Consider the following 14,393-nt stretch of genomic DNA (forward strand, 5'->3'; position numbering starts at 1 on the left):
TTTGCTATGACCGATTTAATGAACATTTTTTTATAATTTTGGCGCGTACTAAAGTTAAATTCCTTTTAATAAAGATATGAACTACGATGTAATTGTTATAGGCAGCGGTCCGGGTGGATATGTGGCTGCGATCAGAGCTTCTCAGTTAGGTTTGAAAACTGCAGTAGTTGAACGCGAATCTTTAGGTGGAATATGCCTGAACTGGGGCTGTATACCAACCAAAGCATTATTAAAAAGCGCTCAGGTATTTGAATACATTAACCATGCTGCTGAGTATGGAATTAAAACTGCCGAAGCTGAAGCAGATTTTGCTGCTGTGATTAAACGCAGTCGTGGTGTTGCCGATGGCATGAGCAAAGGTGTTCAGTTCTTGATGAAAAAGAACAAAATTGATGTGATCATGGGTACCGGTAAAGTGAAGCCGGGCAACAAGGTAGAAGTTAAAGCTGCCGACGGATCGCAAAAAGAATATACAGCTACCAGTATCATACTGGCTACAGGCGGAAGGTCAAGAGAATTGCCCAACCTGAAACAGGACGGTAAAAAAGTAATTGGCTACAGACAGGCGATGGTATTGCCGGAGCAGCCAAAATCTATGGTTGTAGTAGGCTCTGGCGCTATTGGCGTTGAATTTGCCTATTTCTATGCCACATTGGGTACCAAGGTAACCATCGTAGAATTTATGGAAAATGTGGTGCCGGTAGAAGATGAAGATGTATCGAAACAATTGCTGCGCAGCTTCAAAAAAGCTGGCATCGAGATCATGACTTCTTCGAGCGTAGAATCTGTTGATACCAGCGGTGCCGGATGCAAAGTTCAGGTAAAAACTGCTTCAGGCATGCAGACACTGGAATGCGACATCGTATTGTCGGCCGCCGGAGTTGTGGCCAACATCGAAAACCTTGGACTGGAAGAAACAGGTATCAAAACAGAAAAAGGTAAAGTTGTTGTAGACGAGTTCTACAATACCTCTGTTAAAGGCTATTATGCAATTGGAGATATTGTTGGCGGGCAAGCGCTTGCACACGTAGCTTCAGCCGAAGGCATTATCTGCGTAGAGAAAATTGCAGGTCATAAACCAGAGCCCCTGGACTACAACAACATCCCAGGATGTACGTACTGCAGCCCGGAAATCGCTTCTGTAGGTTATACCGAGAAAGCAGCCAAAGCTGCTGGATATGAGCTTAAGATTGGTAAATTCCCATTCTCTGCTTCGGGTAAAGCCAGTGCTGCCGGTGCAAAAGATGGTTTTGTAAAACTGATTTTTGATGCCAAGTATGGGGAATTGCTGGGTGCACACATGATTGGTGCTAACGTTACAGAAATGATTGCTGAAATTGTGGTGGCCAGAAAACTGGAAACTACAGGCCATGAAATGATCAAATCGGTACACCCGCACCCAACCATGAGCGAAGCCATTATGGAGGCTGCTGCTGATGCATATGGCGAGGTGATCCATTTGTAAGGGACAAATTAAGTGATCTGTTTTCGGGCTGCATAATTGCGCTGAAGCGCGCAAAGACGCTATGCCCTCTCCCAGACACTGAATTTGTTGCTAAAGAAACTCAGAGAGAGGTAGTTTTCAACTACCTCTTTTTTTATGTTTATATTTACAATAATTACAGAACTAATTTACTATAAGTACAATAACTGGAAATGAACTTACATACCATAAATACCGGCTTTTTTAAACTGGATGGAGGCGCAATGTTTGGCGTGGTACCCAAGTCTATATGGCAGCGGAGCAATCCGGCAGATGCCAATAACCTTTGCACCTGGGCCATGCGCTGCCTGCTGATAGAAGATGGCGACCGCCTGATATTGATAGACAATGGCATTGGCGATAAACAGGACGAGAAATTTATGGGCCATTACTACCTGCATGGTGAGGATACGCTCGATAAATCGCTTGCTGCAAAGGGCTTTAGCCGCGACGACATAACCGATGTATTTTTAACACACCTGCATTTTGACCATTGCGGCGGCTCTATTGTACGTGTAGGTGATAAACTGCGGCCTGCATTTAGAAATGCTTTTTACTGGAGCAATGCCAAACACTGGAACTGGGCAGTAAACCCTAACGAAAGGGAAAAGGCTTCTTTTTTAAAGGAAAATATCCTCCCCATCCAGGACAGCGGGCAGCTCAGGTTTGTGGAAGACAAAGATGGTGTGGCTTTTCATGAGGGCATCAGCATACGCTTTGCATTCGGGCATACCGATGCCATGATGCTGCCGCAAATCCAATATAAGGATAAGACCATTGTTTATATGGCCGATCTGCTGCCCTCTGTAGGGCATATACCCCTGCCCTATGTAATGGCTTACGATATGTTCCCTCTGCAAACGCTGAAGGAGAAAAAAGCCTTTCTACAGGAAGCGGCCGATAAGGAATACATCCTTTACCTGGAGCATGATCCTGTTAATGAATGCTGTACACTGCAACACACCGAAAAAGGTGTGAGATTAGATAAGACCTTTGATCTGGCCAGCCTTTAAACAAAAAATAATCCGCAGGTTTTTTTGTTTAACATTTGTTTTACTAAATTGTGGTTATTATCAACCTAAGTAAAAATTAAATTAAACAAACGATCATGGGTAAATTTGAAATTACTACAAGAAAAAACGGTGAATATCAATTCAATCTAAAAGCTGGTAATGGTCAGGTTATATTGGCGAGCGAAGGCTATTCGAGCAAAAGTGCATGCCAGAACGGTATTGAGTCTGTAAGGAAAAATGCTTCGGACGACAGTAAGTTTGAGAGAAAAACATCAACTAATGGCAAGCCTTATTTTAACCTGAAAGCCTCAAATGGTCAGGTAATTGGCAACAGCGAGATGTATGAAAGTGAAGCCAGCAGAGAAAACGGCATTGAATCTGTTAAAAAGAATGCACCTACGGCCGACGTGTCGGACTTGAGCTAAGTGTCAATAAATTGCCTGTCAGTTTGCCTGAATGGACACTGACAGGCCTTCTATACAGGTTCTGCTAATTAGATCAGCTAATGTTGTTTTTACTGACAGAATTATCCGGATAAAATAATATTTCTTTTAAAACGCTTATAATGTAATGGCCGTTTACGGCAACAAAAGATTGATTCATAGAATTTTAACGCTCATCATCCTCTTTAGCGCTACATGCTGACAAAAGTATTTTGGAATAATTTTTGCTGCAATATTACCATGCAAATCAGGGCTGTAAAGTGTAACATTTTCAGGAATTTATGTTTCAATGTTGCCTTTAAATTCTTACTTTTGCACGTTCAAAACATAACGAGTACCAAAACATATAGATGAGACAACTCAAAATCACGCAATCAATTACCAATCGCGAAAGTCAATCATTAGACAAATACCTTCACGAGATTGGTAAAGTGGATTTAATCACTGCAGAAGAAGAAGTAATATTAGCTAGGAAGATACGGGAAGGAGATCAGGCTGCATTAGAACGCTTAACAAAAACAAATTTACGTTTTGTTGTTTCAGTTGCCAAGCAATATCAGAATCAGGGTTTAACTTTAGGAGATTTGATCAATGAAGGTAACCTGGGTTTGATTAAAGCGGCAAAGCGTTTTGACGAGACAAAGGGTTTTAAATTCATTTCATATGCAGTTTGGTGGATTCGTCAGTCTATATTACAGGCTATTGCAGAGCAGAGCCGTATTGTACGTTTGCCTTTAAACCAGGTTGGCTCTCTAAGTAAAATCAGCAAAGCATTCTCTAAGCTGGAACAGGAATATGAGCGTGAGCCTTCTCCTGAAGAACTGGCGGATATTTTAGAAACTACAGTAGATAAAATTTCGGACACACTGAGCAATTCTGGTCGCCATGTATCTATGGATGCCCCTTTTGTTCAGGGTGAAGAAAATACGCTGTTGGATGTACTGGAAAACCATGAGCCGAATACAGACAGCAGTCTGATCAATGAGTCACTTTCTGAAGAGATTAAACGTTCTTTGTCGACTTTAACTGAGCGTGAGCGTGAGATCATTGTTTTGTTCTTTGGCTTAAGTACCAACCACCCCCTTTCTCTTGAAGAGATCGGCGAAAAGTTTAACTTAACCCGCGAACGTGTACGTCAGATCAAAGATAAGGCATTGCAACGTCTGCGTCATACTTCAAGAAGCAAAATCTTAAAATCTTATTTAGGCTAAGGCGAAAAAACCGATCACGATGCCTGAAACGATGGCAATGTGTTGCTATAAACACAGATCAAAATTATAAAGTAAAAAAGATTGGGTACTCGCTCAATCTTTTTTACTTTTGCAGCATTCTAACCAAAAATTCATCAAATGTTAAAAAAGTACCAATCTGAGTTCCAAAACTGGATTGAAAAAGAAAAAAAAGCGATTGAATTGATCAATATTGTCGGACAGCTGTGGTTCGACAGATCTGTTGAACTGGTATTGTTCCGTAAACCTTTATTTGATGTTGGCAGCAGCGAGATCCTTGCACACCACCAATATGCCAAAGAGATCAGCGGAAAAGACATCAGCATTTATACTACACTTGAGCTGGCCGCCACAATTGCAAAATGCAATCTTGCCCCTTCAAGAGTAGATGTTGGTCGACTGGCTTCAGAATGGCTGGAAGACAACAACAATTATCCTTCTATTCACGACTTTGTAGTGAGTAAACTGAGCAAGCACATAGGAAAAGACAAAATAAGCTTAAAACCGGTAGATGTAGTCTTGTTTGGTTTTGGCCGCATTGGCCGGATTGCCGCACGTGAACTGATCTTACAAGCAGGGAAAGGGGAACAACTGCGCTTAAGGGCGATAGTAACCCGCAGCTATAGCGACGAAGAGTTGATCAAAAGAGCTGAACTATTGCGTACAGACTCTATACACGGCCCTTTTAATGGCACCATTATAGAAGATTTTGAAAATAAAGCCCTCATTGTAAACGGACAGACCGTGCATTTTATCCAGGCCTCATCTCCTGAATCGGTAGATTATACCGCATACGACATCAACGATGCCCTGCTGATAGACAATACCGGAATTTACCGCGACCGTGAAGGCCTTGGCCGTCACCTTAAAGCTAAAGGGATCAGCAAAGTATTACTGACCGCACCTGCCAAAGGCGACATTCCTAATATTGTTGCGGGCATAAATGATACGGCAGTAGATTTTGAGGCTGAAAGCATTTTATCAAATGCCTCTTGTACCACAAATGCCATTGTACCAGTATTGAAGGTGGTTGATGATGCTTTTGGCATTGAAAAAGGACACATAGAAACCGTACACTCCTATACCAACGACCAGAATTTGCTGGACAATTACCATAAAAAATACCGCAGAGGCCGCTCGGCTGCCCTAAACCTGGTTATTACCGAAACTGGTGCAGATAAAGCCGTAGCCAAGGTAATCCCGCATTTGGGTGGTAAATTAACCGGAAATGCCGTACGTGTACCTACGCCAAATGTTTCGCTGGCCATACTGAACCTTTCTTTAAGCAAGGTAACCTCTAAAGAAGAGATAGGTGAAGTTTTAAAGCAGGCTTCGCTGTTTGGCGACTTATCTGAACAGATTGAGTATTCCATCTCCAATGAGCTGGTAAGCACCGATTTAATTGGCAACAGCCATGCTTCTATTATTGATGGCCCGGCCACCATCATTGCAAAAGACAACAAATCTGTAGTACTTTATGCCTGGTACGACAATGAGTATGGTTATACCAGACAGGTGATACGCCTGGCCAAAAAGATGGCCGGAGTAATCAGGCTTACTTACTATTAATAATATTGGCTTATACGACAGCGGCCCGTTTATTTTGAATAAACGGGCCGCTTTGCTTTGTTGCCGATCTAAAGCCTAGAACTGAACAATTTTTGGCCTGGTCTGCACAATATCCTCTATCTTACCCATTACCTCATCAGTTAACAAAGGCACAACTTCCAAAGCTGTAAGGTTTTCTTTTAGCTGGTCTGGTTTGGAAGCGCCTAAAATAACCGTACTTACATTCGGATTTTTAAGACACCAGGCCAGGGATAATTTGGCCAGCGAGGTATTCAGCTTATCTGCCAGTTTCTGCAGCTCCTGTGCTTTTTTCAATTTGTCTTCATTTAGAACAGCATCTTTTAGCCACTCCATCCCCTTAAGTTCCAGCCGGGTGTCTGCCGTTTTTTTGGCAGTATATTTACCCGACAACAGTCCGGACGCAAGCGGCGACCAAATTGTGGTGCCCAATCCGTACTCCTTAAACAGCAGCAGGTATTCGTTTTCCAGTTTGTTCCGCTCCATCAGGTTATACTGTGGCTGTTCCATGGTAGGGCCAATCAGGTTGTATTGTCTGGCCACCCTGATGGCTTCCATAATTTCTGCAGCACTCCATTCTGAAGTTCCCCAGTACAGGATTTTGCCTTGTTGCAAAAGCGTATTCATGGCCCAAACGGTTTCTTCTATAGGTGTATTTTTATCCGGACGGTGGCAAAAATAAAGATCCAGATAATCTGCCTGTAAGCGGCTCAATGCACCGTTGCAAGCTTCTATAACATGTTTACGGGAAAGACCTACCCTATTCGGGCCTTTATTTTCAGTACCAAAAAACACCTTACTGGAAACAACAAAAGATTCCCTTTCCCATTTATGGGCTTTCAGTATTTTACCCATTACAATTTCCGACTTACCGGCGGCATAGCCTTCGGCATTGTCGAAGAAGTTTACGCCTGCATCATAAGCCATCCCCATCAGTTCATCAGCGGTCTTATCGCTGATCTGTTGTCCGAAAGTAAGCCAGCTGCCCAAAGACAATGCACTTACCTGCAACCCTGATTTTCCTAAACGTCTGTATTCCATTTAAAATCTTTTTATAATTAATAATGCCCCAAATTAAGGGGATATAATGAAAACAGTACTTTCCGGCGTAAGTTTTTACAAAAGGAGGATTGTCTGAATATCGCCGCATATAATTACCTTTACCATATGTTGAAATCTATGACCATGAATACCTGCCTGACGATATCGATGGGATTATTGCTTTGCTGCAGCTCCGTTAAAAATACCGGCGGCACGGCCGCAGATCAGCAATTGTTAAAGGATGTGGAAATCTTGTCCTCAGATGCTTACGAGGGAAGAAAAACGGATACCAAGGGTGCGGAAATGGCCCGAGCCTATCTCATTAAACGCTTTGAGGCAGCAGGACTGAAAACTTTCTCGCAATTGCAGGGTTATGAGCAGCCTTTCTCCTTTAAAATGAGTAACGATAAACAGGTTAATGGCAAAAACTTAATCGGCTATATTCAGGGAAAAAGTGATAAGGTAATTGTAATTTCTGCGCATTACGATCATATTGGTGTGATAAAAGGACAGGTATACAATGGTGCAGATGATAATGCTTCTGGTGTTGCGGCCCTACTTAAATTTGCGACTTATTTTGCACGCAACAAGCCCGACCATACGCTGGTCTTTGCTGCCTTTGATGCTGAAGAAATGGGCTTACAAGGGGCAAAGGCTTTTGTAGCCAATCCGCCCGTTGGCCTGGATAAGTTCAAACTGAATATCAATATGGACATGATCAGCCATAACGACAAGGGAGAACTGTATGTGTGTGGCACATCCAAATACCCTGGTTTAAAAGATTATTTCTACACGAGCAAACCTACACCTAAGCTGTTGTTTGGGCATGATGATCCTGCATCGGGCAAAGACGACTGGACCAACCAAAGTGATCAGGGCGCATTTAATGCCAAAAACATTCCTTTCCTTTACTTTGGCGTAGAAGATCATAAGGACTACCACAAGGCTACTGATGAATATCAGAACATCAACAAAACTTTCTTTATCGATGCCAGCAATGCCATTTTAGAGGTCATCATTAACATTGATAAAGAACGTGATGCACAAAAGCTTTTCCACGAAAAGGTACGCATGAAAAAGCAGTAAGACTTAAAAATCTATAGCTAAAAGACTGTTTGTAGGAATAAGTATTCCGTTTTTTAACTGAAGATATTTCTCTGTAACGGCCCATACGGTTGTGGAGACCGTTTTTGCCCCTTCCCTGGTATTGAAAGTAATGTCTGCTTTGGATTTGAACTCATTGCCAAGTCGCTGCGCAGCATTCAATTTATCTTTTAACTCTTCAGTATGGTTTTCATCAGCAGGTATGATCTGGCTGACATCTATTGCTTCTTTCTCAATTAATTCCCCTAACATAATATATTGGCTAAAAATACATGGTTAAACATCGTTTAACCAAACTCTATACCAATAAACAAAAAAAGCGCCACAGTTCAAAGCCAGACACACAATTGTCAATAAAATTTCTGATACATGACAAAGCTTTGCCAGCGGCTTATGGTCTGGCAGCAGGACGGTTTTCGATCATCCCTACAAACTCTTTATTCTGATCAAATTTTCCTAAGCTGAATACCCCTTCACTACCCGGAGAGACATTGAGCACCTTATTTCTGGAAACGGCTGAAACTGCAGCTCCCTGCTGTGTCAGCTGGTTTATTGCTGCAGCTAGTAATTGTTCTGATGGATCACCAAAGTCATAATCACCAAAATCCCTATCCAGGCTTACATCAGGTGCCATACCTGTATAATAGCCTCCAGCGTCCTGTGAATTTTTGGTTTCAAACATGGAAAGAAAAACATCATACTTGTTCTGAATACGTACAGGAAAAAAGCCTATAGGTTTGCCGTAGGTTTGCAAACCTACCAGTTTCACATTCATTTTTGGTTTTAAACTATTGATCACGAGCTCACTCGCTGAAGCTGTATTGCCAGAAACAATAAATACAATATTGGTTACCCCGGTTAAATTTCCGCGTTTACTGAACGAGCGGGTATTGCGTGCAACAGAGTAGTCGATATCTTCATAATAATTCATCATCCGCCCGTTTTTATACTGCACTTTGTCGTTGGCATCTAAATAAGGTTGATTTTTAAGAATGGTGGCTTTATTGTTCTGCATCATGGAGTTGTAATACTCTTTATACATTACCCCTGTGGCCGTGGCAGGTGCAATCAGGTTTACCAGGCGCTCAGCAGTATTTACATAGCCTCCTCCATTATACCTTAAATCAACTACCAGATCTGTAACCCCTTTACTTGAAAAATCGGTAAAAACAGCATCCAGTGCTGCAAATGAATTGTCCTCGTTAGAAAACCGTGCATAGGCCAGGTAGCCTATTTTTTTTGCACCTACCGTAATTACGTTGGTCTTAAGGACCGGGCTGCTTTTATAGGTTTTCTTTGTTAAGGTTGTTGCAAATGTTTGTCCGTTTGTTTTTACACCTTCAATAGAGATACTGGCCGGATCACCATAGATGGTAGCATTGATCACTCCCCGCTCTACGGTTTCAAAACTGGCCCTATTGCCAATTGATGTGCTGTTTATTTTGGTGATGTATGCCCCTCTGGTCAGTCCGAATTCATCAGCAGGCGAACCTTTGTCGACCGCGAGGATAAATAACTTATAGGCTGTAGTACTTACCGCAACAGCACTCACAGAAAATATACCTATATCATTTCCATTTCCTTCCAGGTCAACGTCCGATTGCTCATTTGGTAATGCAGCAACAGGGTTTCGTGTGGTAATGTCCTCTATATAGGAGTATTTTGAGGCATTAGGGTTGGAAGTCCTGAATTCATAGGGCTTGCTGGTTGTAGGGTCTATTTTATACCTGGTGATGGCAAATAATTCGCCATTAAGGTTGCTGCCATATTTTCTGGGTTCAAAATCGTCATAAGATGGCAGCGCATCGTTCCAGTAATACACTTCTTTTGCGTAAAGGAAGAGCGAATCACTGGTTAGCTGTGTTCTGTCGGTGGTAGGTGTCTGCTTAACGTTTGAGCCCTGTGAAGGCGGCTCAGGCGCAGGATCTGGCTTAACTTTGGACTTTTTGCAGGCAGCGAAGGCCGCGATAACAAGCATTGCAAAAAGGAATGCAGACTTCCTCTGCCACATATTGGTCTTCATCTTATTTATTTTTATATGTAAATATAAACGGAATTAGTTAACAAACAGATCATCAACCTGTAAATAAGAGACTTTAACATTTGAAGCGGCCTCCTTTGCAAAATCGGTTTTACCCACCATCAGCATATCTTCTTTTTTAAGCGCATGTTTATCTGCTATAAATTCCAGGGCATTTAATGCCGGGTCCAGTTCTTCAGTAAAATAAACGGTCAGGTATTTTTCCAATCCGTTCCAGTCTGTTTGTTTGATCTTATTGAGCTGCATTGCAGGATTTCCGCTAACCAGCAGGAACAGCTGTTTGCGTTCCAGTACAATGCTTTGTAAAGAATTTAAAACTTCGTTAAACATCAATAGTTTAAGCGGCAAACGCACACTATGCAGCAGCATTTCAAAATTTACGCGATACTTTTCATCTATATTGAACTTTGCCGCAGTTTTATCGAAAACAGCCTCCGCACCTTCCGCAGTAAAGACCTGCTGCATATAATGAAGTACGTCAGCAGCATTTAACTGCTCGCCATATTCCATAAATTGCGAGAACAGATAATAGACTTGCAGCAGATAATCCTTTTCGGGATAAATTACATTGTCGAGTTCAAAAATAAAGGCTTGTTTTTCTTTAAGGTAGTGCTCCGGAATCATGGATGTGCAATTTAGATGACCTGGTTGTCTTCTGGTGTTAAAACATGAATGCTAAATTCTTCGAAGAGTACCTTCGATTTGATAACTTCTGCCAGCTCGAAAGCATAAAGTGGCAGAATAGCCTCTACTCCTTCATTAAGGGAGTGGTTGAGCAAGTTATGGGCAATGATGTCGTCATTTCTTTCTCCCAGGGAAAGAAAGGTATATTTTTCGGAAGGAAAGAGCGGGACCTCGCCATAATCGGCCAGTACAATGGTATCAGTTGGGTAAGCTGCAAGCAGCTTTAAAGCCTGGACAGATTTTCCGGCGGTAATTAAGATTTTCATTAATATAAAATTAGACCATCTTTCATGGTTACCACCCTATCGCTGATCTTGGCCAGGCCTTCATTATGGGTAACAATGACAAAGGTTTGCTTAAAGTTATCGCGAAGGGTAATAAAAAATTCGTGCAGGGAATTGGCATTGGCAGAGTCGAGGTTACCTGAAGGTTCATCGGCCAAGATAATTGCCGGGTTATTGATGAGCGCCCTTGCTACGGCAACACGCTGCTGCTCTCCACCAGAGAGCTGATTGGGTTTATGATCTGCCCTGTCTTTCAGGCCCAGCAAATCAAGCAGTTCCATTGCACGTTGCTCTGCTTGCTTTTTCCCTGTTTTAGCTATGAAAGCAGGAATACAGATATTTTCCAATGCCGTAAACTCGGGCAGCAGATGATGAAACTGAAAAACGAAACCGATATTTCGGTTGCGGAAAACACTCAGCAGTTCGCCTGTAAGTCCGTTTACCTTAGTGCCTTTAAGTTCTACTGTACCCTGGTCGGGTTTATCCAATGTACCCAGGATGTGCAAAAGGGTGCTTTTCCCCGCTCCTGAGGCACCAATAATACTTACAATTTCTCCCTTTTCAACTTCAAAATCAACACCTTTTAATATGGGCAGATTTCCGTAAGCTTTTTTTATACCTGTTGCTTTTAGCATAAATGCAAACTTACAAAAAACCATCATAAAGCGCTCTGCAGAAATTTCCTTAAATATTAATTTGGAAATTAAGATTTATCATTTAACTTTGAAATACAAAGTACTTTAAAAATGAGCAAGCAGGAAGAACAACTCAATGCACTGAACGACATCAAAAAGCTGATGGACCGTTCGTCCCGATTCATTTCGTTAAGCGGACTGTCAGGAGTTTTTGCCGGGGTTACAGCATTGTTAGGTGCCTATCTGGCGCATGTTGAAATAAACAACTACATGACTACAAGCGGTCAATACAGTGCATATCCTGTTGGTTCTTCCCTTTTGGACCTGGAGTTTAACCTGCTTAAAATAGGCTTGGGTGTACTGGTAGTTGCCCTTGCAGGAGGCTTGCTGTTTACATTAAGACAAAGCAAAAAAAGAAACCTTCCTTTTTGGGACAGGACCACTAAAAACCTGCTCATTAACCTGGCTATTCCTTTGTTTTCGGGAGGACTGTTCATCATTGCATTGCTTCTTGTTCATCCGAACACCTATGGCCTGATTGCCCCATCCTGCCTGGTATTTTACGGACTTGCACTCATCAATGCCAGCAAATACACTTACAGCGACATCCGTTATTTAGGGCTTTGTGAAATTATACTGGGCTTAATTGCGATGTTTTATATAGGTTACGGACTCTATTTCTGGGCTATCGGTTTCGGCATATTGCATATTTTTTATGGCATGCTGATGTACTTTAAATACGAAAGGGCCAGGTAATGAAAAATCCTATAGAGGCACTAAACAAGATATTCGACAGCAGGATCAGGCTGGGTGTAATGTCTGTATTGATTGTTAACGACAGCATCAGCTTTAATGAGCTGAAACAATTGCTGGAACTTACTGATGGCAACCTGGCCTCTCATTTAAATACTTTAGAGCAGGCGCAGTACCTGAAAGTATATAAGGCCTTTATCGGTAAAAAAACAAATACAACATATAGCATTACAGAACTAGGCAGACATGCCTTTAAAGCGCACCTGGATGCTTTAGAAAAGATGATTAAAGGCGTCTAATTTTTTTTTCACTATCACTTTGAAATACAAAGCACTTTAAAATAAATAAAAATGGAAACAAATTCAGTTCAACAAATGACAACCATAGTAAAACCTTGGCAAGCAGGTATCATGCTGGTTAACCTGCCTATTGCCTATTTATACTTTTATTTAGTAACAAAACTAGCCTAAATACAATACCATGAAACCAAAAATAAATTTACAGCTAACGGCAACCCTGGCGGGTGGCTTGCTGTTCAACTATCTCTTCTGGATGGAAAAACAGGCCATCAATCTCCTGATCTATGCCATCTTTATACTGATCATCCTCTTACTGGACAAAGAAAAGGGCAAGAACACAAAAAGCTACTTAGCAGGTGCCGGTTTACTGCTGGCCTCCCTGTTGGTCGTTTTCAATAAATCAGCCCTTAGTGTGATTACCTGGTACATCAGCCTGGCAATTATGATTGGTATTACGCATTTCCAATTGCTCAGAAGCATTTTTACAATTCTCCTGGCGGCAGCTTTACAATTTGTAACAGCTCCAGTAAATCTGGCCAGAAAAATACTGGGTGCACGCTTTAGCGGGATATTTTTTAAACCTGTACTTAGATCTTTTAAATACGTTATCATCCCCCTGATTGCCATTACTTTTTTCATGATCCTTTACAGCGCCGCCAATAATATATTTGCCGGCTACGTTGAGCACTTTTTTTCGGGCATAAGCACCTTTATTAATAACATACTCAACTTTCTATTTGCCGATTTAAGCTTACCACGCTTTCTGCACATTATTTTAGGAATTGTGCTTGCTGCTGCAATTTTTATCAGTTTAAAAGACCTTGAACTGGAAAAAGCAGAAGCCGGCTGCCACGAACAACTTGTACGCGAACGAAGGAATAAGAAAAACAGCTCTGTGCTATATGAACTCTTTGCCGTTTTTGCTGGCAGTTTGCTGAAACGTAACACCGCGCTGAAAACCGAGAACATCATTGGTATCATCTCTTTTTCGGCCTTAAACCTTTTGATACTTGCATTAAACATAATTGACCTTAGCACGTTATGGTTTGGAGGCACAGCGGGTACAAACTATAGTGAGGCATTGCATGATGGGGCTGAAGCATTGATCTTTAGCATCATCATGGCCATGTTGGTTATTGTTTATTTTTTTAGCGGGAACCTGAATTTCTACCCCAAAAACAAGGCACTTCGTTTACTGGCGTATGTATGGATTTTTCAGAACGCCTTCCTGGTTGCTTCTGTACTGCTCAGGGACCTGCATTACATCCATGCGCTGGGTTTAACCTATAAACGCATTGGCGTAATGGTTTTCCTGTTGCTTTGTATCATTGGCCTGATTACGGTATACATTAAGGTATCCAGGCAAAAATCCTTTTTTTATCTCTGCAAAATAAACGGCTTTGCCTGGTACGTCCTGCTGCTGGTTTTTAGTTTTGTGAACTGGGACGTATTTATTGTGTCTTACAATATCAACCATAAGGAATCGATCCGGCCCGATTTTGATCACTTAACCGGTTTTTCAGATAAAACCCTGCCCTTATTGTACGAGAATAGAGCATTGCTTAGCAAATACCTGGACAAATCGGTCTATGCTACCCGGCTGGAATACGATCGGCAAACACAACGCAATCAATATGTAAAAATAAGTGATGAAGAACAACGGCTGGCTTTTGAAAACGGTTTAAAACAAAGGATCAACAGGTTCAAAGAAGAATACAACCGCACGAGTTGGCTTTCCTGGAATTACCGAGATTGGCAAACTCAACAATACCTTTTTAAAAAGCAGTTATAACCCCT

General features: G+C 41.7%; 15 protein-coding genes. 9 read left to right on the forward strand and 6 right to left on the reverse strand.

Going from position 1 to position 14,393, the window contains the following annotated elements; genetic code table 11:
- The first annotated feature begins 76 nt into the window (after positions 1 to 76).
- From lpdA to B9A91_RS02460, 5 genes are all read left to right on the forward strand, one after another.
- Positions 77 to 1,465 (forward strand): dihydrolipoyl dehydrogenase, encoded by a 1,389-nt coding sequence (lpdA, locus tag B9A91_RS02440; protein WP_084236833.1) that lies wholly within the window; start codon positions 77 to 79, stop codon positions 1,463 to 1,465.
- Between the two features lie 191 nt (positions 1,466 to 1,656).
- Positions 1,657 to 2,496: an MBL fold metallo-hydrolase gene (locus B9A91_RS02445; protein WP_084236834.1), complete on the forward strand. Its 840-nt coding sequence runs from the start codon at positions 1,657 to 1,659 to the stop codon at positions 2,494 to 2,496.
- A gap of 95 nt (positions 2,497 to 2,591) precedes the next feature.
- Positions 2,592 to 2,921 (forward strand): YegP family protein, encoded by a 330-nt coding sequence (locus B9A91_RS02450; protein ID WP_084236835.1) that lies wholly within the window; start codon positions 2,592 to 2,594, stop codon positions 2,919 to 2,921.
- Positions 2,922 to 3,289: 368 nt separating this feature from the next.
- Positions 3,290 to 4,150 (forward strand): sigma-70 family RNA polymerase sigma factor, encoded by an 861-nt coding sequence (locus B9A91_RS02455; RefSeq protein WP_008242129.1) that lies wholly within the window; start codon positions 3,290 to 3,292, stop codon positions 4,148 to 4,150.
- Positions 4,151 to 4,288: 138 nt separating this feature from the next.
- Positions 4,289 to 5,737, forward strand: a complete 1,449-nt coding sequence (locus B9A91_RS02460) for a glyceraldehyde-3-phosphate dehydrogenase (RefSeq protein ID WP_084236836.1) — start codon at positions 4,289 to 4,291, stop codon at positions 5,735 to 5,737.
- Positions 5,738 to 5,812: 75 nt separating this feature from the next.
- Here the strand turns inward: B9A91_RS02460 and B9A91_RS02465 are convergent, their stop codons facing one another.
- The gene (locus B9A91_RS02465) at positions 5,813 to 6,796 is read right to left on the reverse strand and encodes a potassium channel beta subunit family protein (protein WP_084236837.1); all 984 of its coding nucleotides are present in this window, start codon (positions 6,794 to 6,796) and stop codon (positions 5,813 to 5,815) included.
- A gap of 126 nt (positions 6,797 to 6,922) precedes the next feature.
- On the opposite strand from B9A91_RS02465, the gene B9A91_RS02470 reads away from it, so the two are divergent.
- Positions 6,923 to 7,882: a M28 family peptidase gene (locus B9A91_RS02470; RefSeq protein WP_084236838.1), complete on the forward strand. Its 960-nt coding sequence runs from the start codon at positions 6,923 to 6,925 to the stop codon at positions 7,880 to 7,882.
- Positions 7,883 to 7,885: 3 nt separating this feature from the next.
- Here B9A91_RS02470 and B9A91_RS02475 read toward each other — a convergent pair whose 3' ends face one another.
- The 5 genes from B9A91_RS02475 to B9A91_RS02495 all read right to left on the reverse strand — a co-directional run bounded on the left by B9A91_RS02475 (position 7,886) and on the right by B9A91_RS02495 (position 11,544).
- A complete protein-coding gene (locus B9A91_RS02475) occupies positions 7,886 to 8,152 on the reverse strand; it encodes a hypothetical protein (RefSeq protein ID WP_200815599.1) in 267 nt (88 codons plus the stop codon).
- 139 nt (positions 8,153 to 8,291) lie between these two features.
- On the reverse strand, positions 8,292 to 9,923 hold the full coding sequence (locus tag B9A91_RS02480; protein WP_084236840.1) for a S41 family peptidase: 1,632 nt from the start codon (positions 9,921 to 9,923) through the stop codon (positions 8,292 to 8,294).
- Positions 9,924 to 9,956: 33 nt separating this feature from the next.
- Complete coding sequence (locus B9A91_RS02485; RefSeq protein ID WP_084236841.1) at positions 9,957 to 10,565, reverse strand: HAD family hydrolase; 609 nt, start codon at positions 10,563 to 10,565, stop codon at positions 9,957 to 9,959.
- Between the two features lie 11 nt (positions 10,566 to 10,576).
- Entirely contained in the window at positions 10,577 to 10,891 is a 315-nt protein-coding gene (locus B9A91_RS02490; protein WP_084236842.1) for a hypothetical protein, read from the reverse strand.
- Entirely contained in the window at positions 10,891 to 11,544 is a 654-nt protein-coding gene (locus B9A91_RS02495; RefSeq protein ID WP_084239547.1) for an ABC transporter ATP-binding protein, read from the reverse strand. The genes B9A91_RS02490 and B9A91_RS02495 overlap by 1 nt, the downstream gene beginning before the upstream one ends.
- Positions 11,545 to 11,655: 111 nt before the next feature.
- On the opposite strand from B9A91_RS02495, the gene B9A91_RS02500 reads away from it, so the two are divergent.
- The 3 genes from B9A91_RS02500 to B9A91_RS02510 all read left to right on the forward strand — a co-directional run bounded on the left by B9A91_RS02500 (position 11,656) and on the right by B9A91_RS02510 (position 14,388).
- The gene (locus B9A91_RS02500) at positions 11,656 to 12,300 is read left to right on the forward strand and encodes a hypothetical protein (protein ID WP_084236843.1); all 645 of its coding nucleotides are present in this window, start codon (positions 11,656 to 11,658) and stop codon (positions 12,298 to 12,300) included.
- Positions 12,300 to 12,596 (forward strand): winged helix-turn-helix domain-containing protein, encoded by a 297-nt coding sequence (locus B9A91_RS02505; RefSeq protein WP_084236844.1) that lies wholly within the window; start codon positions 12,300 to 12,302, stop codon positions 12,594 to 12,596. Before B9A91_RS02500 ends, B9A91_RS02505 begins: the two co-directional genes overlap by 1 nt.
- A gap of 181 nt (positions 12,597 to 12,777) precedes the next feature.
- Complete coding sequence (locus B9A91_RS02510) at positions 12,778 to 14,388, forward strand: DUF4153 domain-containing protein (RefSeq protein WP_084236845.1); 1,611 nt, start codon at positions 12,778 to 12,780, stop codon at positions 14,386 to 14,388.
- The last annotated feature ends 5 nt before the right edge of the window (positions 14,389 to 14,393 follow it).

It is taken from the genome of Pedobacter africanus, assembly GCF_900176535.1.
Classification (GTDB): Bacteria; Bacteroidota; Bacteroidia; order Sphingobacteriales; family Sphingobacteriaceae; genus Pedobacter; species Pedobacter africanus.

Bases quoted from the DNA above. Each gene is read 5' to 3' on its own strand.
- B9A91_RS02490 (WP_084236842.1), bottom strand. From the start codon at position 10,891: ATGAAAATCTTAATTACCGCCGGAAAATCTGTCCAGGCTTTAAAGCTG.
- B9A91_RS02455 (WP_008242129.1), top strand. From the start codon at position 3,290: ATGAGACAACTCAAAATCACGCAATCAATTACCAATCGCGAAAGTCAA.
- B9A91_RS02465 (WP_084236837.1), bottom strand. From the start codon at position 6,796: ATGGAATACAGACGTTTAGGAAAATCAGGGTTGCAGGTAAGTGCATTG.
- B9A91_RS02480 (WP_084236840.1), bottom strand. From the start codon at position 9,923: ATGAAGACCAATATGTGGCAGAGGAAGTCTGCATTCCTTTTTGCAATG.
- B9A91_RS02475 (WP_200815599.1), bottom strand. From the start codon at position 8,152: ATGTTAGGGGAATTAATTGAGAAAGAAGCAATAGATGTCAGCCAGATC.
- lpdA (WP_084236833.1), top strand. From the start codon at position 77: ATGAACTACGATGTAATTGTTATAGGCAGCGGTCCGGGTGGATATGTG.
- B9A91_RS02500 (WP_084236843.1), top strand. From the start codon at position 11,656: ATGAGCAAGCAGGAAGAACAACTCAATGCACTGAACGACATCAAAAAG.
- B9A91_RS02510 (WP_084236845.1), top strand. From the start codon at position 12,778: ATGAAACCAAAAATAAATTTACAGCTAACGGCAACCCTGGCGGGTGGC.
- B9A91_RS02470 (WP_084236838.1), top strand. From the start codon at position 6,923: ATGTTGAAATCTATGACCATGAATACCTGCCTGACGATATCGATGGGA.
- B9A91_RS02450 (WP_084236835.1), top strand. From the start codon at position 2,592: ATGGGTAAATTTGAAATTACTACAAGAAAAAACGGTGAATATCAATTC.
- B9A91_RS02485 (WP_084236841.1), bottom strand. From the start codon at position 10,565: ATGATTCCGGAGCACTACCTTAAAGAAAAACAAGCCTTTATTTTTGAA.
- B9A91_RS02495 (WP_084239547.1), bottom strand. From the start codon at position 11,544: ATGCTAAAAGCAACAGGTATAAAAAAAGCTTACGGAAATCTGCCCATA.
- B9A91_RS02460 (WP_084236836.1), top strand. From the start codon at position 4,289: ATGTTAAAAAAGTACCAATCTGAGTTCCAAAACTGGATTGAAAAAGAA.
- B9A91_RS02505 (WP_084236844.1), top strand. From the start codon at position 12,300: ATGAAAAATCCTATAGAGGCACTAAACAAGATATTCGACAGCAGGATC.
- B9A91_RS02445 (WP_084236834.1), top strand. From the start codon at position 1,657: ATGAACTTACATACCATAAATACCGGCTTTTTTAAACTGGATGGAGGC.